The sequence below is a fragment of the Vibrio sp. Vb2960 genome, assembly GCF_033337665.1.
In the GTDB taxonomy this organism is placed as follows: Bacteria; Pseudomonadota; Gammaproteobacteria; order Enterobacterales; family Vibrionaceae; genus Vibrio; species Vibrio alginolyticus.
Genome location: NZ_JAWORD010000010.1, coordinates 51,853 through 74,081 on the forward strand (window position 1 = coordinate 51,853; position 22,229 = coordinate 74,081).

General features: G+C 45.8%; 15 protein-coding genes. 8 read left to right on the plus strand and 7 right to left on the minus strand.

From position 1 onward, the window contains the following. Window positions 1-18 precede the first annotated feature (18 nt). The 8 genes from R7O03_RS10515 to R7O03_RS10550 all read left to right on the plus strand — a co-directional run bounded on the left by R7O03_RS10515 (window position 19) and on the right by R7O03_RS10550 (window position 11,389). Complete coding sequence (locus tag R7O03_RS10515; RefSeq protein ID WP_005380018.1) at window positions 19-2,349, plus strand: patatin-like phospholipase family protein; 2,331 nt, start codon at window positions 19-21, stop codon at window positions 2,347-2,349. Between the two features lie 268 nt (window positions 2,350-2,617). Then, on the plus strand, window positions 2,618-5,215 hold the full coding sequence (gene acnB, locus R7O03_RS10520) for a bifunctional aconitate hydratase 2/2-methylisocitrate dehydratase (RefSeq protein ID WP_047102649.1): 2,598 nt from the start codon (window positions 2,618-2,620) through the stop codon (window positions 5,213-5,215). A gap of 99 nt (window positions 5,216-5,314) precedes the next feature. Then, the gene (locus R7O03_RS10525) at window positions 5,315-5,683 is read left to right on the plus strand and encodes a YacL family protein (RefSeq protein WP_054579081.1); all 369 of its coding nucleotides are present in this window, start codon (window positions 5,315-5,317) and stop codon (window positions 5,681-5,683) included. A 188-nt stretch (window positions 5,684-5,871) separates the two neighbouring features. Beyond that, window positions 5,872-6,210: a P-II family nitrogen regulator gene (locus R7O03_RS10530; RefSeq protein WP_005386570.1), complete on the plus strand. Its 339-nt coding sequence runs from the start codon at window positions 5,872-5,874 to the stop codon at window positions 6,208-6,210. Window positions 6,211-6,237: 27 nt separating this feature from the next. Further along, complete coding sequence (locus R7O03_RS10535; RefSeq protein WP_005386568.1) at window positions 6,238-7,467, plus strand: ammonium transporter; 1,230 nt, start codon at window positions 6,238-6,240, stop codon at window positions 7,465-7,467. Window positions 7,468-7,619: 152 nt separating this feature from the next. Beyond that, window positions 7,620-8,633, plus strand: a complete 1,014-nt coding sequence (locus R7O03_RS10540; RefSeq protein ID WP_005386566.1) for a Fe(3+) ABC transporter substrate-binding protein — start codon at window positions 7,620-7,622, stop codon at window positions 8,631-8,633. A 99-nt stretch (window positions 8,634-8,732) separates the two neighbouring features. Next, complete coding sequence (locus R7O03_RS10545; RefSeq protein ID WP_025768193.1) at window positions 8,733-10,358, plus strand: ABC transporter permease; 1,626 nt, start codon at window positions 8,733-8,735, stop codon at window positions 10,356-10,358. Continuing rightward, entirely contained in the window at window positions 10,358-11,389 is a 1,032-nt protein-coding gene (locus R7O03_RS10550) for an ABC transporter ATP-binding protein (protein ID WP_005380055.1), read from the plus strand. The genes R7O03_RS10545 and R7O03_RS10550 overlap by 1 nt, the downstream gene beginning before the upstream one ends. Window positions 11,390-11,546: 157 nt before the next feature. On the opposite strand, the gene R7O03_RS10555 is transcribed toward R7O03_RS10550, so the two are convergent. The 7 genes from R7O03_RS10555 to R7O03_RS10585 all read right to left on the minus strand — a co-directional run bounded on the left by R7O03_RS10555 (window position 11,547) and on the right by R7O03_RS10585 (window position 22,228). Beyond that, window positions 11,547-12,959 (minus strand): phosphoglucomutase/phosphomannomutase family protein, encoded by a 1,413-nt coding sequence (locus tag R7O03_RS10555; RefSeq protein ID WP_318071126.1) that lies wholly within the window; start codon window positions 12,957-12,959, stop codon window positions 11,547-11,549. Between the two features lie 125 nt (window positions 12,960-13,084). After that, a complete protein-coding gene (locus tag R7O03_RS10560; RefSeq protein ID WP_170893985.1) occupies window positions 13,085-15,493 on the minus strand; it encodes a GH36-type glycosyl hydrolase domain-containing protein in 2,409 nt (802 codons plus the stop codon). Window positions 15,494-15,577: 84 nt separating this feature from the next. Then, the gene (locus R7O03_RS10565) at window positions 15,578-17,497 is read right to left on the minus strand and encodes a beta-N-acetylhexosaminidase (protein ID WP_005380048.1); all 1,920 of its coding nucleotides are present in this window, start codon (window positions 17,495-17,497) and stop codon (window positions 15,578-15,580) included. Window positions 17,498-17,505: 8 nt separating this feature from the next. After that, window positions 17,506-18,396 carry an N-acetylglucosamine kinase gene (locus tag R7O03_RS10570; RefSeq protein ID WP_005380046.1) on the minus strand — a complete coding sequence of 297 codons (891 nt, stop codon included), beginning with the start codon at window positions 18,394-18,396 and terminating at the stop codon, window positions 17,506-17,508. Window positions 18,397-18,398: 2 nt separating this feature from the next. Beyond that, window positions 18,399-20,138 (minus strand): glycoside hydrolase family 9 protein, encoded by a 1,740-nt coding sequence (locus tag R7O03_RS10575; protein ID WP_213903889.1) that lies wholly within the window; start codon window positions 20,136-20,138, stop codon window positions 18,399-18,401. Between the two features lie 63 nt (window positions 20,139-20,201). Next, on the minus strand, window positions 20,202-21,197 hold the full coding sequence (locus R7O03_RS10580) for an ABC transporter ATP-binding protein (protein ID WP_005380041.1): 996 nt from the start codon (window positions 21,195-21,197) through the stop codon (window positions 20,202-20,204). A 47-nt stretch (window positions 21,198-21,244) separates the two neighbouring features. Next, a complete protein-coding gene (locus R7O03_RS10585; protein WP_005380040.1) occupies window positions 21,245-22,228 on the minus strand; it encodes an ABC transporter ATP-binding protein in 984 nt (327 codons plus the stop codon). Between the last annotated feature and the right edge of the window lies 1 nt (window position 22,229).

Sequence of the window (22,229 nt, forward strand, 5' to 3'; positions counted from 1 at the left end):
CAATAAAGGAAGAAGTGAATGTTCAAAAAGCTGTTATCAAGCCCATCGGTTCGCAACTTTGCGCTTTGGGTTAGTACCTTTTTGATGATCACTCCTTCTGTTTCCCTCGCAAACTCTCTAACAAAAACGGATGACTTGGAACCTCGACCAAAGGTGGCGGTTGTGCTCGCTGGTGGCGGAGCGAAAGGGGCGGCACACATTGGGGTTTTAAAAGCATTGGAAGAAATGCAGATCCCTGTCGATATTGTGACCGGTACCAGTATGGGCGCCTATGTGGGTGGGCTCTATGCCACGGGGATGAGTGCTGATGAAATTGAGAGTTTTATCTACACCGTCGATTGGGGCAGCGGTTATCGAGATCGTGTTGACCGTAGCCAACGTCGAGTTCGTGACAAAGAGTATGAAGACCGCTATCAAATTAATACCGATCTCGGCTTAAGGTTCGGTGAGGTACGAGCACCAACGGGTGTGGTGCAAGGCCAGAACATGTTGCGAGTATTGCGTGAGACTACAGGGAACTTAGGGCGATTCGATTCTTTTGATGATCTTGCCATTCCCTATCGTTCTGTTGCGACAGATATTCTTGCCCTAGAAGAAGTCGTACTGGGCAATGGTTACCTTGTGGACGCCATGATGGCTAGCATGTCTGTACCAGGAGCGCTTCCTCCCTATAAGCTCAATGGCCATATGCTTGTCGATGGCGGTGTCGTCAATAACATGCCTGTCGATGTGGCTCGCGCCATGGGGGCTGATGTCGTTATTGCCGTCGATATTAGCACCGACTACAAAACCGAAGATGAATTTACGGGGCTGTTTACTGTCGCGGACCAACTCTCTAACTATCTCGTTCGTCGTAGTACACAACAGCAAGTGGACGAGCTTGAACCTCAAGATATCTATATTCGTCCCAATGTGGGCACCATGGAAACTGTCGAGTTCGACAAAATGCCTTGGGCTTTTCAAGCTGGGTACGATATTACCAAGCAGTTAAAAGACAAGCTGAAAGGGTTGCGCTTGTCCAATGCGGACTATCAAAAATACATCGATCGCAAACAAGAAGTTCGTAAAACTTTGATTTATGGCGATCAGCGTGTGGTTGATGACATAGTGATTGTTAATAACACGCACTACAGCGATGTGTTGTTGACGAATCGTATTGAATTAGAAACCGGACGTCGTATTTCAACGGCCGAAATTGAGAAAGCCGTTGAAAACCTCTACGCGTTAGATCGGTTCGAGCTCATCACTTATCACTTTGAAGAGGTTGATGGTGAGACATTGTTGGTTTTTGATGTTAACGAGAAGTCGTGGGGGCCTAATTATCTCAACTTCCGATTTTTTCTTGAAGATGACTTCGATACAGATAGCCAGTACGGCATAGGAATATCGACCAACTTTACCAATTTAAACTCTCATGGCGCGGAGTTGGCGTTCAACGTAGAAATGGGCACGGATAAGCTGATTGAAGCTGAGTTGTATTCCCCTGTTTTATCTAGCCAAGAACTTTTTGTATCGGGGCGAATTTCCTATGGTAGTGAGAGCCGAAACTTACCTTTAACAGAGCCTCAAGCACCAGATTTAGAGTCAGTAAATGACTTTTTTCCGGTCACTTACGATGATTTTACAACAGAGTTAGCGATAGGTATCCAACCCACATTGTGGCAAGAACTTCGATTTGGCGCTCGCTACTCAACCGGAGATATTGAGCTTTCTACTTTGGCTTCTGCTGGTAAATTGGATTTTGAACGTCGTGGCCTGTTTGCCAATTATCGCCTAGATACACTTGATGATTTCGCATTTCCGACTCGTGGGCTTTTAGTCGATCTCGAATATTTAGTGTCTCATGATCAAAGTCCTCAAGGCGTTAGCCTTTTAGAAACTGACAAAATTATTGAAGATACCGTTTATGAAATCTCTGCACGATTTAAAGGTGCAGTGAGTCATCAGCGTCATACTTTAGTCGGACATGCTGAATATAGTTTTGTAGAGAGTAAAAACTCATCTTTACCGCTTGATCCCAGAGAGTTGGGCGGCTTCTTAAGCCTATCGGGAATCCCAAGAAATAGCCTGATCGGACAGAACTTATTTTTCAGCAGTTTGGTGTACCGATATAAGTGGTTTGATAATGATTTCGGATTGTTTGAAGCTCCAGTCTACCTGGGCGCATCGGTCGAATATGGCGGTGTTTGGTCTGATAATGATCTGAAACTAAACGAAGCGCCGCTTTACAATGCTGGCTCCATCTTCTTTGGTGTTGACTCACCAATAGGACCAATAATGTTGGCATACGGTCGTACCGAGCAAGATTTGGATGCTGTGTATTTGATCGTAGGAACATCGTTTAATTAATCGGGTATGAGAAAGCAAAAACTTGGCATATTTGGTCAAAATTAGCAGAACTTTAGTCGTAAGTTGCTATGTTGGTCAAAATGATAAGATTTTAATTTAAGGTTAAATTTGCTATTATTTTGCCCACAGTTTGGCCTCTACGGCGCTGTTTCTCAATCATAATTGAATGAAAACAAGGGCAATGGAGAGCCAAGTTTCCAAGGATGTTCACTCCTTTACTTTAACAATAGTAATAATAGAGGAGGAACCGCAATGAGAGGAAAAAGTCGTGCTTGAAGCCTACCGTAAACACGTCGAAGAGCGTGCTGCTGAAGGAGTTGTTCCTAAACCGCTAGACGCAGAACAAGTTGCTGGACTTGTAGAACTTCTGAAAAATCCCCCGCAAGGTGAAGAAAAAGTCATTCTTGACCTACTTGAAAACCGTATCCCTCCAGGTGTTGATGAAGCTGCTTATGTAAAAGCGGGTTTCCTAACAGCAGTAGCAAAAGGTGAAGTTAAATCACCATTAGTGAGTCGTGAAAAAGCGGCTGAACTGCTAGGCACTATGCAAGGTGGTTACAACATCGAACCGCTAGTTGAGCTATTGGATGATGAAGCACTGGCAGAGATCGCAGTAAAAGCGCTGTCTCATACGCTGCTAATGTTTGATGCTTTCTATGACGTAGAAGAGAAAGCAAAAGCAGGCAATGCGCATGCACAGAAAGTACTTCAATCATGGGCTGATGCTGAGTGGTTCCTTTCTAAGCCTAAGCTTGAAGAAAAAGTCACTCTAACCGTATTTAAAGTAACAGGTGAAACGAACACGGATGACCTTTCACCTGCACCTGACGCTTGGTCTCGTCCTGATATCCCAGTACACGCACTGGCGATGCTTAAAAACGAGCGTGAAGGAATAAACCCTGATCAACCGGGTACTATTGGTCCGATCAAGCAAATTGAAGAGTTAAAAGACAAAGGTCATCAATTGGTTTACGTTGGTGATGTTGTTGGTACTGGCTCTTCACGTAAATCTGCAACCAACTCAGTGCTTTGGTTTATGGGTGATGATATCCCTTACGTTCCAAACAAACGAGCTGGTGGGTATGTGCTTGGTGGCAAAATTGCCCCTATCTTCTTTAACACAATGGAAGATGCTGGCGCACTACCAATCGAAGTTGACGTAACTAAGCTCAACATGGGCGATGTTATCGATGTTTACCCATATGAAGGTAAAGTTTGCAACCACGAAACTGGTGAGGTTCTAGCTGAGTTCTCGCTAAAAACAGAAGTACTGATTGATGAAGTTCGTGCTGGTGGTCGTATCCCATTGATCATCGGTCGTGGTTTGACAGACAAAGCGCGTCAATCGCTAGGTCTTGAGCCTTCGGACGTATTCCGCAAACCTGGTGAAATCGCAGATTCTGGTAAAGGCTACACGCTTGCACAGAAAATGGTTGGTAAAGCATGTGGCGTAGAAGGCATCCGTCCTGGAACCTACTGTGAGCCGAAAATGACGACAGTAGGTTCGCAAGATACTACTGGCCCTATGACTCGTGATGAACTTAAAGACTTGGCGTGTCTCGGCTTCTCTGCTGATCTTGTCATGCAGTCTTTCTGTCACACATCGGCTTATCCAAAACCAGTAGACGTTAACACTCACCATACACTTCCGGACTTTATTATGAACCGCGGTGGTGTATCTCTTCGTCCTGGTGACGGTATTATCCACTCATGGCTAAACCGTATGCTACTACCGGATACTGTCGGTACGGGTGGGGACTCACATACTCGTTTCCCTCTGGGTATTTCATTCCCAGCAGGCTCGGGCTTGGTTGCCTTTGCAGCTGCGACAGGCGTTATGCCGCTAGACATGCCAGAGTCAATCTTGGTTCGTTTTAAAGGTGAAATGCAACCGGGTATTACACTGCGTGATCTTGTTCATGCCATCCCTTACTACGCGATTCAGCAAGGTCTACTAACGGTAGAGAAAGCGGGCAAGATCAACGAATTTTCTGGCCGTATCCTTGAGATTGAAGGCTTAGAAACGCTAACGGTTGAGCAAGCATTTGAGCTTTCTGATGCATCTGCAGAGCGTTCGGCGGCAGGTTGTACTGTGAAATTGTCTCAAGAGTCGATCGAAGAGTACTTAAACTCTAACATCGTGATGCTGAAGTGGATGATCTCTGAAGGCTACGGTGATCGCCGTACTATCGAGCGCCGCATTACAGCAATGCAAGAGTGGCTAGCAAACCCTGAGCTGATGCAAGCAGATAAAGACGCTGAATACGCACATGTGATTGAAATCGATATGGCTGAAATCAATGAGCCAGTACTATGTGCACCGAATGACCCAGATGACGCTCGTTTGTTGTCTGAAGTACAAGGCACAGCGATTGATGAAGTGTTCATCGGTTCTTGTATGACGAACATCGGTCACTTCCGCGCAGCAGGTAAATTGCTTGATAAGTTCAATGGCCAGTTAGCAACGCGCCTTTGGGTAGCGCCACCAACAAAGATGGATAAAGACCAACTGATTGAAGAAGGCTACTACGGTATCTTCGGACGTGCAGGGGTGCGTATTGAAACGCCAGGGTGTTCACTTTGTATGGGTAACCAAGCGCGTGTTGCAGATAAATCAACAGTAATGTCGACTTCAACGCGTAACTTCCCGAACCGTCTGGGTACTGGTGCGAATGTTTACCTATCGTCAGCTGAGCTAGCTGCAGTAGGTGCAATTCTAGGTAAGATTCCAACCAAAGAAGAATACCTAGAATACGCGAAGCAAATCGACGCTACGGCAACGGATACGTACCGCTACTTGAACTTCCATAAAATGGATCAATACACCAAGAAAGCGGACGAAGTGATCTTCCAAGAACCGGCATAATCAGAAATGCACAATTCAAAAGCACCTCACATGAGGTGCTTTTTTTATGGGAGCAATTCGCTATACTCGCACCAAATTGATACGAAATAGGCAATCTCGGTGGAATTTGAATTCATTCGTAACACGTTGATGGGCGAGTACTACGTAAAATGTAGCATGGGACATGAGATTGTAGGGCGCTGGTTGCAAGAAGAAATTGGCAAAGATCCGATGAAGATTGCACAGGTTGAAAAGCTAATTGAGCGGTCATTTTTAGCGCCTTCTCAGGAGCATAACCTAACAGGCACGGAAATTAGCTTGATGATTCAGGGCGACGAAGTTCTTGTACAAGAAAACGCATTAGCCCATGAATATGATGTCGAGATGGAAAGTGAGTTCGACTTCTACAATGCAGAAAGTACAGCAAGTTGTGGGATAGAGGATTTCATGGCACTTATCGAACAGTGGAAAGACTTTTTGAACATTTAATGCACAGTTTTGGGTAACTTCTCTGCCGTTGCTTTAAATTTGTGAAAAGGGCGCACCGATATGGTGCGCCCTTTTTGTTTATAGATATGTAAATTGAGGTTAGTTTTTATTATTCAATAACTTAAAAACTTGGCACGTAGATTGGATTATAAGAAGTGTTTCAGGATGAAAGCTTCGGAGATAACTCAATGAAAATAATCAATGCCATTATTAAGCCGTTTAAATTAGACGATGTACGAGAAGCATTGGCTGATGTCGGTATCGAAGGGATGACAGTATCAGAAGTTAAAGGGTTCGGTCGTCAAAAAGGTCACACGGAATTGTACCGCGGTGCAGAGTATCAAGTCGATTTTCTACCAAAGGTGAAAATTGAAATCGCGACTCACGCAGACAATGTAGATCGCGTTGTTGAAGCAATTACAAAAGCTGCGCAAACCGGAAAAATCGGCGACGGTAAAATTTTTGTTTACGATCTGAACCAAGCGGTGCGTATCCGAACTGGCGAAATGGACGCAGAAGCACTTTAAGAATTCAAAGGATTGGAGATACTTATTATGGAATTAACAACAACAGTAACCGAGTTACGTTACGCACTTGACACCTTTTTCTTCCTCATTTCCGGTGCGTTGGTAATGTGGATGGCAGCAGGCTTTGCGATGCTAGAGGCTGGCCTTGTGCGCTCTAAAAACACAACAGAAATTCTTACGAAGAACATCTGTTTGTACGCCATCGCATGCACGATGTTTCTGATTGTCGGTTATAACATCATGTATGTCGATAATGGAGAAGGAGGCTGGTTACCTTCATTTGGTACGCTAATTGGTACTCAAGGTGAAGGGGCCGACCACTCTTTAGAGTCTGACTTCTTCTTCCAAGTTGTCTTCGTTGCAACTGCCATGTCCGTCGTTTCTGGTGCGGTAGCTGAGCGCATGAAGCTTTGGTCTTTCTTGATTTTCTCTGCGATTTTAACTGCGTTTATCTATCCAATGGAAGGTTACTGGACATGGGGTGGAGGCTTCCTAGCAGAAGCTGGATTTAGTGACTTTGCGGGGTCTGGTATCGTACATATGGCAGGTGCTTCTGCTGCTCTTGCTGGTGTGTTACTGCTTGGCGCGCGTAAGGGTAAGTACGGTAAAAATGGTGAAATCTATCCGATTCCAGGTTCTAACATGCCTTTGGCAACGTTGGGTACTTTTATCCTTTGGTTTGGCTGGTTTGGATTTAACGGTGGTTCTCAGTTGATGGTTTCAGATTTTGAGAATGCTACAGCGGTAGGTCAGATCTTTCTAAACACTAACGCAGCAGCGGCTGCTGGTGCAATTGCGGCGCTATTCGTTTGTAAAACTACTTGGGGTAAAGCCGATTTAACGATGATCCTCAATGGCGCGCTAGCTGGCTTGGTTGCCATCACTGCAGACCCTCTATCGCCATCACCACTGTACGCGGTTGCGATTGGTGCGGTGTCGGGTGCACTAGTAGTATTCAGTATCATTGCTCTAGATAAACTTAAAATTGACGATCCAGTAGGTGCTATCTCAGTTCACGGTGTGTGTGGTTTCTTCGGCCTAATGGTAGTGCCACTGAGCAACGGTGATGCAACGTTTGGTGCACAGCTTTTAGGTGCCGTAGTTATCTTTGCTTGGGTATTTGGTGCTAGCCTAGTTGTGTGGGCAATCTTGAAAGCGACCGTTGGGATTCGCGTTACAGAAGATGAAGAAATGGAAGGTATGGACATGCATGATTGTGGTGTTGGTGCTTACCCAGAGTTTGTTACGGTGAAATAATCATTAGCTTGTAATAAATGGTTACACACTTAACACAATAAAACCTGCTCCGATGAGCAGGTTTTTTAATATTCGTCATTGTCTTCTTATTGAACATACATATAATAACGCAACTGATAAACGTTATCATTAGCATGGTAAAGGATTAAACAATGAAAAAACTGCTAACTCTTTCAGCACTAACTTGCGCTACTCTAGCTCCAACAGCAATGGCTGCTGAAGAAGTGAACGTCTACTCTTACCGTCAACCTTTCCTAGTTGAACCTATGTTCAATGAGTTCACTAAAGAAACTGGTATCAAAGTAAACGTAAAATTTGCTAAAAAAGGCTTAGCAGAAAAGCTAGCTCAAGAAGGTGAGTACAGCCCTGCTGACGTTATTCTTACGACAGACATCAGCCGTCTAGCTGAACTGACAAACAAAGGTTTAGTTCAGAAAGTCGATAGCAAAATCATTGAAGAAAACGTACCTGCTCAATACCAAGATAAAGAGAATGAGTGGTTTGCTCTAACTCTACGTTCTCGTAGCGTTTATTCATCACGTGATCGCGTAGGTAAACTAGGCGCAGATTTCAACTACGCAGACTTAGCTAAGCCAGAGTTCAAAGGTAAAATTTGTACTCGTAGCGGTAAGCACCCGTACAACGTTTCTCTAGTTTCAGCAATGATTGCTCACAATGGCGAAGCAGAAACCAAAGAGTGGTTAGAAGGCGTGAAAGCAAACCTTGCTCGCAAACCACAAGGCAACGATCGTGCACAAGTTAAAGCGATCAAAGAAGGCCTATGTGATGTTTCTCTAGGTAACAGCTACTACCTAGGTAAAATGGTTAACGACAAAGAGCAAAAAGCTTGGGCTGATGCAGTTTACATCAACTTCCCTAACCAAGAGACTACAGGCACTCACGTGAATATCTCTGGTATGGCGATGGCTAAGTACTCTCCAAACAAAGACAATGCTGTGAAGCTAATGGAATTCCTAACGGGTGACAAAGCGCAGCAAATGTACGCAGAAGTTAACTACGAGTACCCAGTTAAAGAAGGCGTGAAGCGTTCTGAGCTTGTGGAATCTTGGGGTGACTTTAAAGCAGACAAGCTTTCTCTAGACGATATTGCAGCCAACCACGAAGCGGCAATTAAGCTATTAGATGAAGTGAAATTTGACCTTTAATTCCTTGTGGGGGTATAACAGTACCCCCATTTGATTAAAGGATATGAGATGTATTTGCAACAGCATTTGTATTTCATACAGCCTTGCAGTAATTAGGCGATGAAAGATAAACACTCTTTATGGAAAACCAGTAGTGGGGTAATAACTCTGCTACTGGTTTTGCCGATCTTAGCGATCTTCTACACCGCAATTGGTGAAACGGATGATTTGTTTGCTCATTTAATGGCAACGGTCATGCCGACTTATATTTTTAACACGGTTGCGCTAACTGTTGGCGTAATGGTGCTGTCCTTAATTCTTGGTATTCCAAGCGCTTGGATAATGGCCATGTGTAAACTGCCGACCGAAAAATGGTTGCAGTGGGCATTGGTGCTACCTCTTGCAATGCCAGGTTATATCATTGGTTATATTTTTACTGATTGGTTTGATTTTGCAGGCCCGATTCAGATCTTTTTGCGTGATGTAACCGGATGGGGACCTGGCGAGTATTGGTTCCCTGACATTCGTACGTTGCCTGGTGCGACCTTTGTGTTGGCTTTGGTGTTGTATCCTTACGTGTATTTATTGTGCCGGGCTGCGTTTATGGAGCAAAATGTATCTTTATTGCAAAGCGCGCGTTTGCTCAAGTGCTCTCCATGGGAAAGCTTTTGGCGCATCTCGATGCCGTTAGTAAGACCCTCTATCGCAGTGGGTTTATCATTGGTCGCAATGGAGACCATCGGTGACTTTGGTACGGTAAGTTACTTCGCGGTGAATACGTTAACCACAGCGGTCTACGATACTTGGTTGGGGTACTCTAATCTTAATGCGGCAGCCAAGATTTCTGCCATGATGCTCGTCATTGTAGTACTGCTTCTTAGTGCCGAACGATACAGCCGCCGTAAACAAAAGCTTTTTCAAAGCCAATTTAACAGTCACGAAGATTTTCGTTACGAGTTGACGGGCTGGAAAAAGTGGACCGCACTGGTTTGGTGTTGGGGCTTGGTTTCAGTCGCTTTTATTTTGCCGCTACTACAGCTGATTGATTATGCGATCACTTATTTTGCGCAGAGTTGGACCTCAGAGTTTCGTGAATACGCATGGAATAGCTTAGTTGTGTCTGTTATTGCTGCGATTATTGGTGTTGCTGTCGCACTGATCGTTAACTTTACCCATCGAGTCAGTGGTAAACGAGAAAGCTTGGCATTTATGCGTCTTTCTTCTATGGGCTATGCAGTACCAGGAACGGTACTAGCCATCGGTGTGATGGTCGCTGTGCTGTTTATGGATCATCGTGTCAACGATGTTGCTAAAGCCATGGAGTGGGGAAGGCCGGGACTTATCTTTTCTGGTTCCATGTTCGCACTAGTATTTGCCATGGTTGTGCGCTTTTCCGCGGTAGCGATTGGTAGTATCGAAAGTAATTTAAATAAAATTTCTCCGTCGTTAGATATGGCATCGCGCACTATGGGTTGTAAGCCCAATGCCATGCTGTGGCGCGTGCACTTTCCGCTGGTTAAGCGCGGTGCACTGATTGCGGCTTTATTAGTGTTTATCGAGTCGATGAAAGAGCTTAATGCGGCTTTGTTACTTCGTCCGTTTAACTTTGAAACACTAGCCACATACGTTTATAACTTCGCCTCGGATGAGCATTTAGAATTGGCCGCTTTGCCAGCGGTTCTGTTGGTTCTTGTTGGGTTGATCCCGCTTGTTGTTGTTAACCGTTCACTGGAGCAAAATCACTGATGAGCTGTGCATTATCAATTAAAAACCTAACGTGCCAATATGACGATCAAACTGTACTCGAATCATTGTCTCTTGAGGTAGAACAAGGGCAGATTGTCTGTTTGCTAGGAGCCAGTGGCTGTGGGAAAACAACACTATTAAAGGCCGTTGCGGGATTATTGCCGTTAACGTCAGGCGAAATGAGTCTAAATTGCGTCACAATTGATGATGGGGAAAACTGGTTGCCGCCAGAACAGCGTAATATCGGGATGATTTTCCAAGATTACGCACTTTTTCCTCACTTGACGGTGGAGCAAAACATTGCCTTTGGCTTAAAGCAGTGCTCGACAAAAGAGAAAAATGCCAAAGTTCAAGAGATGTTAGAACTCGTGCATCTTCAAGGTTATGGCGATCGTTATCCTCATCAATTGTCTGGTGGACAGCAGCAGCGTGTTGCGATTGCTCGCTCATTAGCTTACAGCCCAGACTTATTGTTACTTGATGAACCGTTTTCTAATATTGATACGCAAGTTCGCCATGAGTTGATAAGTGAGATCCGTAAGATTTTTAAGGCGCAAGGCGTGACTGCCATTTTTGTTACGCATAGCCGTGAAGAGGCTTTTGCTTTCGCCGATAAAATGGCAGTGATGAACAATGGAGTCATCGAGCAATATGGCACAGCATCTGAACTTTACTACCAGCCTTCAAGTAAATTTGTCGCTGATTTCTTAGGTGGTGGCAGTTACCTTGCTGCTAAACGGGTTTCGAATTCAGAATATGAAACCCACTTGGGCGTGGTTGAAGCCACGGCTCAACAAGATATTCCAGTACAGGCGGAGTGCTCTTTACTGCTAAGACCGCAGCATGTGCAAATTCAATCCGATGAAGATAGTTCGGTAACCGTATTGGAACAGCATTTTATGGGTGATCACTGCCGTTATGTGATTAACGCGAATGGTGACCGTTTGTTAGCTACAGCTTCGCAAGCATTAAATATAGGTGAGTCCGTCGCGGTGAAAATTGAAACGCAAGGCGTCCTGGCATTTGCTTAACGCTCCTGAGTATCTTTTCTATCTCGTTTACGACTTTCCAACATACAATAAAAAAGCCCGGCTGTGGAGCCGGGCAAGTGTTCTTCTCCTGTTGATGAGCGCCTTTTCAGACAGCGTTGACTCTCATAATAGTGCTCGAAGCGGGCACAAGGTTCAGTTATAAAGACAAGAAGTCTTTAAACTGTTGAAGAACACGTTCCGCAGTGTCCTTATCTTGCATCTCTGCAAAAATTCGTAGCAGTGGCTCAGTACCTGAGAAGCGCGCAATGATCCAACCGCCGTTTTTGAAGTAGACTTTCGCACCATCTTCATAGCTGACTTTTTCGATTTCAAACTCAAATTCAGGCAACTGCTTTTCAACATAAATCTTGTTGAACAGAACGTCTTTTTGCGCCGGTTTGAACTTGCAATCGCCTTCTGCCATGTAGGCATAGCCGTACTTGCCGTAGATTTCATCCAACAACTCAGACAGCTTCTTGCCGGTTACTGAAATCATTTCTACCAATAGGCTTGATGCGAATACGCCGTCTTTACCTTTGATGTGGCCGCGAATGGTTAGGCCACCAGAGCTTTCCCCGCCAATCAGTGAATCATCCGCTTCCATTTGAGAACTGATGTGCTTAAAGCCGACCGGAACCTCAAAGCATTTCTCGCCATGATCTTCGGCGACTTTATCTAATAGGTGAGTGGTTGCGATGTTACGTACTACTGACCCTGTCCAACCTTTGTATTCAAGTAGGTAGTAGTAAAGCAGCAGTAGCACTTCATTTGGATGAATGAAGTTACCTTTTTCGTCGATAATACCAAGACGGTCCGCATCGCCATCAGTACCGATGCCAATATCGTAACCTTGCTCTTTCACTAGGTGCATCAAACGGTAGAGTGTTGCAGCGCTTGGCGAAGGCATTAACCCACCGAAATCTGGGTTTTTGCCATCGTTAATCACATCAACGTCACAGCGGCCGTTGATTAATACGGTTTGCAGTGCGTTTTTCGCGACACCAAACATTGGGTCGATCAAAACACGTAAATTCGCCTTCTTGATCGCTTCGATGTCGATAAAGTCGATGATTGAGTCAACGAATTCGTTCATCGGATTGATGATTTCAATCAGCTTATCTTCAACCGCTTGTTCAAAGTCGACGCTTTTTACATCTTGCGCAGTGAGCGCGTCTATTTGTGATTCGATTTTTTGGGTGATGATTTCATCTGCGTCACGACCGCCTTCAATGAAGACTTTAATGCCGTTGTAATCGGCAGGGTTGTGTGATGCGGTAATACATGCCGAGTATGCGCAGCCCATTTCTTTCGCTTTAAACATTACGATAGGTGTTGGGACAAATTTGTCGATAAAGCTAACCACAATGCCGTTTGCTGCTAGAACTTCAGCGAACCAACGACCTGCTTTATCGGAAAGAAAACGACGGTCATAGCCAATCACAAAACCGCGATCAGCAACCGATTCGTTATTCGTGATGTTTGCAACTGCTTGAGCGACCAAGCGTACGTTATCTTTGGTGAACTCCTCACCGATAAATGCACGCCAACCGCCTGTACCAAATTTGATCATGATTCGATCCTCGATAAGAGCGGCATCCCACCGCCTCTTCAATCTTTGCTAGCGAACCGATGCACTTCTCAAACTCAAGTGCATCGGATAAATCAAAAGGGGAAAAGCTCTCCCCTAAAAGATGATTAACCTAGAGTAACGATAACTTCGTTTACTGAACCTTCCGCTTGAACTGGGACAGAGGCACCATTCACTGCTTCACCGTTCACAGTAATCGACTTAACGCCTTTGCTTACTGAGTCTGGGTTAACTACTTTGATGTTGTACGTTGCACCTAGCCATTGACGAGTCACTTCGAAACCAGGCCAGTTCGTTGGGATACATGGATCGATAGTTAGGCCATCGAAGCCTGTACGCACACCAAGGATAAAGTTGGTAACAGCGAAGTAAGCCCAGCCAGATGTACCTGTTAACCATGGGTGGTTTGCACGACCGTGGTCTTGGTGGTCACGACCCATGATGAACTGAACGTATGAGTATGGTTCTGCAATACGTTTTTCGATGATGTCGTTCTGGTTGTATGGGTTTAATGCATCGTAGAACTTCATTGCACGATCACCACGACCCAGTTTCGCTTCAGCTACCCAAGCCCATGGGTTTGGATGCGAGAAGATCGCACCGTTCTCTTTTACGCCTTGGTAAACACGAGTTACGAAGCCGATATCATCATTCGGTGTTGCAAAAGATGGTGAGTTTAGGTGAAGGCCGTATTCAGAGAACAGGTTCTCATCGACAGCGTCCATCGCTTTTTCGCCGCGCTCTTGAGATACCGCACCAGAAAGTACCGCAAGTGTGTTTGACTCTAGGTGTACTCGGCCTTCCGCTTGTTGCGCAGTACCGATCTTGTCGCCATTCTTCGTCAGACCACGGATGTACCAACCGCCTTCGTCATCCCAAAGGTGGGTTTCACACGCTTCACGAACGTTTGCTGCCATCACCGTGTATTTTTCAACGTCGGCTTCCTTACCTAGGTATTTCGCTAGGTCGATGAACTCCTGCAGTGCCCAGAAATGTAGGAACGACACCATTGAAGATTCGCCACCACCTAGGTTCAGACAGTCGTTCCAGTCTGCACGCAGACCTTTACAGATACCAGTTTGACCTACGTATTCAGCCGAGAAGTCTAGCGCAGCTTTCATGTGGTCATACACGGTTGCATCACCGCCATCCGCGTAAGGAATCACTTCGTCGAAGAAGCTGTGCTCACCGGTTTCCATCACGTACTTACAGATGGTTGGAACTAGCCATAGGTGATCATCAGAACAGGTGTCTTCGATGCCGTGGATTTTGTCTTCATCAGAAGGCGTTGGAACCACGGTTGGGGATTTCGATGGTTTAACATCTGCTTTCTCTGGATCGAACCAATCTGGATCGAATAGGTGTAGACCGTAACCTGCTTTCACTTGGCCGCGCAGTAGGTCAACGATACGTTTACGCGTCATTGCTGGGTTAGCATGAGGAACTGAGATTGCATCTTGCGCTGTATCGCGGTAACCAAGACCAGTACGGCCTCCCACCTCGATGAATGAAGCAAAGCGAGACCACACCACACAAGTTTCCGCTTGGTATAACGTCCAAGCGTTGATCATGGTATCTAGACCTTCGTTTGGTGATTTCACTTGGAACTTGCCACAGCGCTCATCCCAGTGTGTTTTGATACCCGCAAATGCGTTGTCGACTTCTGCAAGGTCTTGGTACTTAGCACGTAGACGCTCACCGTTGCCTTTACCGATACCTAGAATGTAAGCAAAGCGAACTTCTTCACCCGGCTGAATAGTAAATTGCTTATGCAAAGAGCCACAGTGGTTGTAACACGTTTGTGCTGTATTGAAACACTTACCTTGTTCTACCGCTAACGGGTTTGCTTCGTCACGGTATAGGCCTAGGAAGCTGTCACGTTGGCCGTCGTATGAATCTGGGTCAAATGTTGAAGCTAGGTAGTAGAAGCCTTCGAAATCGTTGGTGTTGTAGTACAGGTCGTACTCGATCACGCCTTCGTTGTAAGCCGTACCTGCCGAGTACAGAGACATCTGATGGTTTTGGTTATCAGATTGAATGTGGCTGAATGAGAACTCAACAAATGAGAATGCACTGATCGTACGTGGTTTGTCAGAGGTGTTTTTAATCACTACATCCCAGATTTCAGCGTCTTCGCCTTTTGGTACGAATAGCGTCTTTTCAGCTTCAATACCGTTGTACTCACACTTAAATTTAGAGTAAGACAAGCCGTGACGAACTTCGTAGTTTGCTTCGTCTAGGCTCTTCGCAACTGGTTGCCAAGAGATTGACCAGTAATCACCTGTCTCATCATCACGCAAGTAAACGTAGTGTCCTGGGCGATCGAATGTCGCATTTGGACGGAATTTAGTAACACGGTTGTATTCTGGAGAGTTGTAGAACGAGTAGCCACCCGCGTTGTGCGAGATAACCGTACAGAACTTCTCAGTACCTAGGTAGTTGGTCCATGGTGCTGGTACGTCAGGGCGAGTGATGACGTATTCGCGATTCTCGTTATCGAAATAGCCGTATTTCATTTGTGTCTTTCCTTTTTACGAAGCTGCATCAGCAGCCAAAATTTAAAAACTCTTCAAGCGTGATGTTTCGACATCAGTTTTGTATTACTTCCACGGTTTACGGTAATTCACTCCCTGCAAATCAAGCAGAGGTAGATGGCCTTTCAAGCGTGATAAATAGTCGGTCCAATCTCGGTGTTGTTTGTCTGTCCAACATGCTTCTGCCATTGCAGTTAAACGAGGGAAGATCATGTAGTCCATGCGAGGTTGGTTATTGATAATTTCGCACCATAATGCTGTTTGAATGCCCCAAATGCGCTTACGTATTGGGTCGTCGGCAGGCACTTCAGCGAGCGGCTCGTAGTTGTAAGCTTTTTCTAGTGGCAGTGGGTTTGCCCAGTCCACGCCCGGTTCTTCAGGTGCGTAGTCTTGGGTCATATCTAGGTAAGTGGTTTGTGCTGGTTGCAGCACCACATCAAAGCCTTGGCGAGCACAGTTCAAGGCCGCTTCTTCGCTTAGCCATGAGTAGATCACCGTATCTTTACTGACTTTGTCGCCGTGTTGAGCTTCTTCCCAGCCCAGCATGCGTTTGCCCAATTTACGAAGTTTGTCTTCGGCATAACGTAAGAAGTGTCCTTGCAAATCTTTGTAGTCGCTGTAACCCAGTTGTTCCATTAGTGCTTGGCATGCTGGGCTTTTTGACCATACGCCGTTAGGTACTTCGTCGGCACCAATATGAACGTAAGGCGCAGGAAAAAGCGCAGAGACTTCTTCTAGCACTTTGTCGATAAATTCATAACTCCCCGGCAGAGCAGGGTTAATGACGTTGTCGTTGTAATGCTGAATACTGCGGTATTCGGTGGTATCTTCCGCTTCTACCAATAGGTGTGGTAACGACTTGATGGCGGCTCGGCAATGACCAGGTACATCAATTTCAGGAATGATGGTGATGCCGCGTTGCGATGCAAATTCGATAACGTCTTTGATGTCTTCTTGTGTGTAGAAGCCGCCGTAACGTTCATCAAAGTGCGTGTACTGTGGTTCATTGATCTCATCCAATCCGCGCCAAGCACCAATATCGGTCAGTTGAGGCAGTGATTTGATTTCAATTCGCCAACCCTCATCGTCGGTAAGATGCCAATGGAACGTATTGAACTTGTAATGAGCCAGTTGGTTGATCAAGCGTTTGACTTGCTTAACGGAGTGAAAATGACGAGCACAATCCAGCATCATACCGCGGTAACGAAAACGTGGCCTGTCCTTGATTGAACAGCAAACTACTTCCATTGAGTTAGGTTGATCGCCAACTTTGATTAGTTGTAATAACGTTGCACAAGCATGGGTAAAACCAGACGAAGATCCTGCTTCAATTTTGATTGACTCTTCGGCTACTTTCAGTTTGTAAGCGCCTTCATCCAAGGTTGGGTTGCCTTTGAAGATGATCTGACTGCCATTGTCTGATGCGAACTCAAATTGGTGAATGCGCTTAAGCTCATCAAGTAGCCATTCTTTAGCTGAATTGGCCAGGCTTGAATAAACCGCGACGCCAGCATGATGATCAAAGCTAAAATAGTGATCGCTGACCTCAATATGGTTTGGTTTTGGCAGCAAGGGCTGTGCATGGGTTAAACTTGCAGGAATCTCACTGCGTTCACGGTATGGTGAAGCTAATACGATAGGCGTGACATCCACTTGTGCGCGCTGTGGGTTTCCATCAACGACAAAGTTGATCATCGCTTCGTTAAAGCCATCCGAGTAATAACGGAATGGGTTCGAACCAATACTGAATTCACAGTAATAGTGATGGTTGGCAGCCAGTACCACCCCTTCTGGCTTAAGTGTGCAAAAACTACCAATTTGAGTCAGTTGACCATTTGAAACGCTGTCTGGAAGAATGTAACGATCGAAAGCGAAAGTTAAGCTCCAGCTGTTTAGGTCTTGGTCGCTCAAGTTATGAAAGGTGAGGCCAAAGCGGCAGTTTTGTTTCTGCTCAGAAAGGACTACGAGATCAACACGATATTCCATATCTACTCCTACGCCGCACTGAGCGAGTAAAGGTTATGTTCTGGTTTGCCAGCAAACATAATTGCGCCTTCAATCGCGTCAAACTGTGGCTCAACAATCCATTGCTGAACTGGTGGTGAAAGCCAACGTACAATGCGTTCAGCTATGCTGCCCATTAAACAAATACGTGTTGCGCCGCGCTTGTTTAATGCCACGAGAAACATTTCTATATCCGCTGCGGTTTGCTTCAGCATTTCAATGGCCAGTGCATCGCCTTGTTCCGCATGTTGGAAAATAGCCGGAGAAAACTGCCCATAATCACGAGGAAGCGCCTGTTTTGACCACGCCACCACGTTGTCGACCTCATTTTCGAAATGCGTCATAACGTGTTGTGCTAGGGGCGTTTTTTCTCTGATGCCATCTTCAGCTAACAAAACTTGCTGAACTAGGCGTAGCCCCATCACTGCGCCGCCACCTTGATCCGAAATAGGGAACTCACGACCACCGACAACATGTTGCTCCAATCCGTTAAGGTAGATGCCACAAGAACCGGTTCCCGCAATCATGATTGCGCCATCTTCGCCATTGTGCGCACCAACGCACGCACCGTAAGCATCGGTATTCAGAGTCATACTGGCAAATGGATGAGGAAGAGACATGAAGGCTTGCCAAGATGCTTTGTGCTCTGCGCCAGCAAGGGCTAAGCCGACGTGCATCGACGCGAAATCTTGTTGTGTCAGACCGCCTTGCTCGGTAGCCGAAGTGATGGATTCAAGAATCGAAGCCATTGCTATTTCAGCACCTAGCATGATGTTGGCACTGCCGCTTTTGGCCTCGCCAAGAAAATTACCTTGTGAATCTTTAATCCTGGCTCGACATGACGTGCCGCCACCATCGATACCGACAAAATACATTCCCATGATTATTCTTCCTTCATATTTTTAGAGGTCGCCAACTGAGAAACATGCTGAGCTTGACTCATTATCGCGAGTAAGTACCAAGCGCCATGCGGGATCCATTGTTCGCCCCAGCGCCAGTTTTGTAACACGTCTTCTTTTTGTGCTGGTGGGTTAAATGCAATGTCTTCCTCGTCTTCAAAGCCGCCAGTGATTCCGTTACACACGCCACCTTTTGCGTTGAAGAAACCATATTGAGGGAGGTAATCAGGGTTGTTACGACCATGGCCATCTAGCATGCACATGTCGTATGGGTTTAAGCCTACAATCCAGTTCAATGCATCTTGAGCAAACACAGAAAGTTGTTGCTGTACTTCTTGCGACGCTGTATGCGGTTGAGCAAGGTACGCCATGGTCGCGAGTGAGCCCAGTCGAGCATTCTCGCCTTGCCACCAATAGCCGGATTCATTGTTGTGTGCGACAAAAAATGCCTCGCGTTTTGACTCATTTACGCCTTTAACATATTGGCGAGGGTAACCGAATGGGTTGATCACTCTATTCGATATTGTGATCTCAAACTCACACGCTAGGTTTACGATACGTTTTACCGATTCCGCTCGTGCTGAGTCGTCTTCAATTGATAGATATTCGCATAGGGCAATAACTGGTAGACCAGCTTCGGCTGCGTGAAAATATGGACGGCTGCCGTCTTGGTTTGCTGACCAAAAGTGTTGAATCTGTTCGTCGCTCATTTGGCGTGCAACTAAACGTTGCGCCCACAAACGGCTCTCTTCCAAGTAGCGAGTTTCTTTGGTTGCTTTAAACAGTTCTACACATGCCAGTAGCGCACAGTATTCGTCGATAATGTTTTCTTCCCCATCATTGAGGTACTGCGTATTGTGCACTTTTAAGTGCCAGTAACCATTTTCCGCAGCGTTGCGGTATTTTTGTTGATCGTATTCACCGTGAACACTTAAACGCGACGCTGCCGCTAGCGCTGCAATGGCGACACCGCCACCTTGTCGAAAGCCTGCTTGATAGTCGTCAAATTTGTGACCAAGTTGAGTTTCGTACGCGCAAATCTCGCGTTGCGCAGTATCTTTGCTCCACTTGTCAAAGACCGTCATGTAGAAAAAGCCTTTTTCGTTTTGCATACGCACAAGAAAGTCTGCACCGAACAGGGCTTCTTCAATCAGACGTGTACGTGTGAAAGCTGCAATGTCTTCGCTTCCTTCAAGCAACGAAACCCCTTTTAGGATGTTCCAAACCACCATTGGGGTTTGTTGAGGATTCAAATAATTCGCGTATGAAAGGTGACTTAAATACTTGCTAACGTCTCCTGATGCGTCGTACCAGCCGCCGTGTACATCAACCTTTTTATTGGAGTTTAGTACTGGAAGTTGTCGATCTTGTTGATCGAAGATTCCGCCGCAACGTTGCGATTTGAAGTAGTGGATCACATCTGACAAAGTTTGATCCAACAGAATGTGTTCGCCAACGATGAAAGAGGAAGAGCGCGTATCTTCTACTTGCAAGAAATAGTCGCCTGACGTTGTGAAAGAGGAAAAGTCGATGAGGTAGAAATAGCCCTGATGCCAGTTCGCCACTTTACCTTGTTCTTCAACCGCAAAAGTTGCCACGGTTTGCTCGCTAGTGGCACAAATCAATTGAGCAGTGTAAGAAGACAAGTGTGGTTGTTCGGTCTGGATAATGGCTTTCTTTGGGCCCAGACGTTCATAACCAATGTGGTTAGTCAGTAGCAGCATTCAATGTCTCCGGGAAACGATAAAAACAGGAGTGGGTCAGGCTGAACCTGACCCTCGTTATGATTAATCTTCAAATAAGTAACAGCGGACAAAGTGGTTGTCGGACAGTTGAGTGACGCCTGGTAGTCGTTCGCGACATTTGTCGGTAGCGTGTACACAACGTCCAGCAAATGGACAGCCGACAGATTCTGGTGTCCAAAGTGGGATTTCCCCTTTGTTGCCTTTCAGTTTCTCGTGAATAGACTTCGATGGATCTGGAACCGCAGATACCAACAGTTGCGTATATGGGTGTTGAGGATCGTGAATGATTTCTTCAGTATCGCCCCATTCAACCATGTGACCTACGTACATGACCGCGAGATCTTCAGCAATGTAACGCGCTGTTGCGATGTCGTGAGTGATGTAAAGCAGAGACATTTGTTTCTCGAACTTCATCTCTTCCATCAAGTTCAGAACACCGGCACGGATTGATACATCGAGCATGGATGTTGGCTCATCCGCCAAGACTACTTCAGCTCCAACTGCGATGTTACGAGCTAGGTTTACACGTTGACGCTGACCGCCAGATAGCTGGTGCGGGAACTTTTGCGCCGTTTCTTTTGGTGGAATAAGACCAACTTGTTCAAGTAGGTCGTACACACGCTCTTCCAGTTCTTTCTTGTTGCCCGGTGCTACTTTCTTATGAATCAGCAGCGGGCGCGCAATATGGTGGAAGATATTGTGCGTTGGGTTTAGCGAGCCAAACGGGTCTTGCCACACCATTTGTACACCTTCACGGTAGGTCATTAAATCGTGACGAGAGGTGATGTCTTGGATATCACGACCTTTGTATTCAATGATGCCATCGGTTGGTGCGTACATTTTTGCAATCATTTTTGCAGTAGTAGACTTACCTGAACCAGATTCACCTACCACTGACAAGCCGCGGCTCTTGTACATTTTGAAAGAGACGTCGTTGATTGCGCGCATCTTAGATTGTTTGATTGAGTTACTGTTTAAAGGGAAGTCCTTAACGACATTTTTACCCTCAATCAGCAGTTCGCCGAATTGTTTGCTCATAATTCTCTCCAGTGTAATTTTTGTTCTTAGCTAGCGTTTTTTTGTTGTTAAACCTTAGCTTGAGCAATGGTGTCGCCGTACAAATGGCAATTTGAGAGGCGACCTGGTTCAATTTGACGTAATTGGGTTGGTACACGTGTACATGCTTCATGTACGCGATCGCAACGAGCTTGGAAGCGGCAGCCCCGTGGTACTTCTAGCAAGTTCAACGGGTTACCTGGAATACCAGTCAATTTGGTCTTTGGTCCAGTTAGTGGAGGGAAAGAGCTACCCAAACCTTTGGTGTAAGGGTGGTAAGGACTTTCCAGAATTTGCTTAGAAGGTGCGACTTCAATCAACTCACCTGAGTACATGATGCCGATACGATCCGAGAACTCGACCATCAATGACAAGTCATGTGTGATGAACAGAATTGAGAAACCAAACTCTTCTTTAAGCGCGTAAATTTTTTGTAGAATTTCACGTTGAACCACTACATCCAATGCGGTAGTCGGTTCGTCCATGATGATCATTTTTGGGTTCAGAGCCAAAGCGATTGCGATTACTAGACGTTGACGCATACCACCAGAGAACTGGTGCGGGTAATCACTCAATCGGCTAGGGTGGATATCAACGATTTCCAGCAGACCTTCAGCGCGTGTTTTTGCTTGAGCGCGAGTCATATTGGTATGACGCATGATGACGTCACAGAACTGCTCTTCCATGGTTAGAACAGGGTTCAAAGCGTTCATCGCACTCTGGAATACCATCGACATTTCACTCCAGCGGAACGCTTGCATGCGATCATCGCTGTACTGAAGGATATCTTCACCGTTGAAGATCACCTCACCACCTGTGATAAACGCTGGCGGCTTATGAAGGCGCATTAGTGAGAAGGCAACAGTGGATTTGCCACAGCCAGATTCACCAGCCAGACCGAATACTTCACCTGGTGCAATGTCGAAGCTCACGTTGTTACAGGCGCGGACATCGCCCGCATCTGTAATATAGTCTACGCATAGGTTACGGATGGAAATTAGTGGTGCAGTCATG

Coding starts and splice junctions, on each gene's coding strand:
- R7O03_RS10585 (WP_005380040.1), bottom strand. CDS start 22,228: ATGACTGCACCACTAATTTCCATCCGTAACCTATGCGTAGACTATATT.
- R7O03_RS10540 (WP_005386566.1), top strand. CDS start 7,620: ATGAAAAAACTGCTAACTCTTTCAGCACTAACTTGCGCTACTCTAGCT.
- R7O03_RS10550 (WP_005380055.1), top strand. CDS start 10,358: ATGAGCTGTGCATTATCAATTAAAAACCTAACGTGCCAATATGACGAT.
- R7O03_RS10575 (WP_213903889.1), bottom strand. CDS start 20,138: ATGCTGCTACTGACTAACCACATTGGTTATGAACGTCTGGGCCCAAAG.
- R7O03_RS10580 (WP_005380041.1), bottom strand. CDS start 21,197: ATGAGCAAACAATTCGGCGAACTGCTGATTGAGGGTAAAAATGTCGTT.
- R7O03_RS10560 (WP_170893985.1), bottom strand. CDS start 15,493: ATGAAATACGGCTATTTCGATAACGAGAATCGCGAATACGTCATCACT.
- R7O03_RS10545 (WP_025768193.1), top strand. CDS start 8,733: ATGAAAGATAAACACTCTTTATGGAAAACCAGTAGTGGGGTAATAACT.
- R7O03_RS10570 (WP_005380046.1), bottom strand. CDS start 18,396: ATGGGAATGTATTTTGTCGGTATCGATGGTGGCGGCACGTCATGTCGA.
- R7O03_RS10530 (WP_005386570.1), top strand. CDS start 5,872: ATGAAAATAATCAATGCCATTATTAAGCCGTTTAAATTAGACGATGTA.
- R7O03_RS10515 (WP_005380018.1), top strand. CDS start 19: ATGTTCAAAAAGCTGTTATCAAGCCCATCGGTTCGCAACTTTGCGCTT.
- R7O03_RS10565 (WP_005380048.1), bottom strand. CDS start 17,497: ATGGAATATCGTGTTGATCTCGTAGTCCTTTCTGAGCAGAAACAAAAC.
- R7O03_RS10535 (WP_005386568.1), top strand. CDS start 6,238: ATGGAATTAACAACAACAGTAACCGAGTTACGTTACGCACTTGACACC.
- R7O03_RS10555 (WP_318071126.1), bottom strand. CDS start 12,959: ATGATCAAATTTGGTACAGGCGGTTGGCGTGCATTTATCGGTGAGGAG.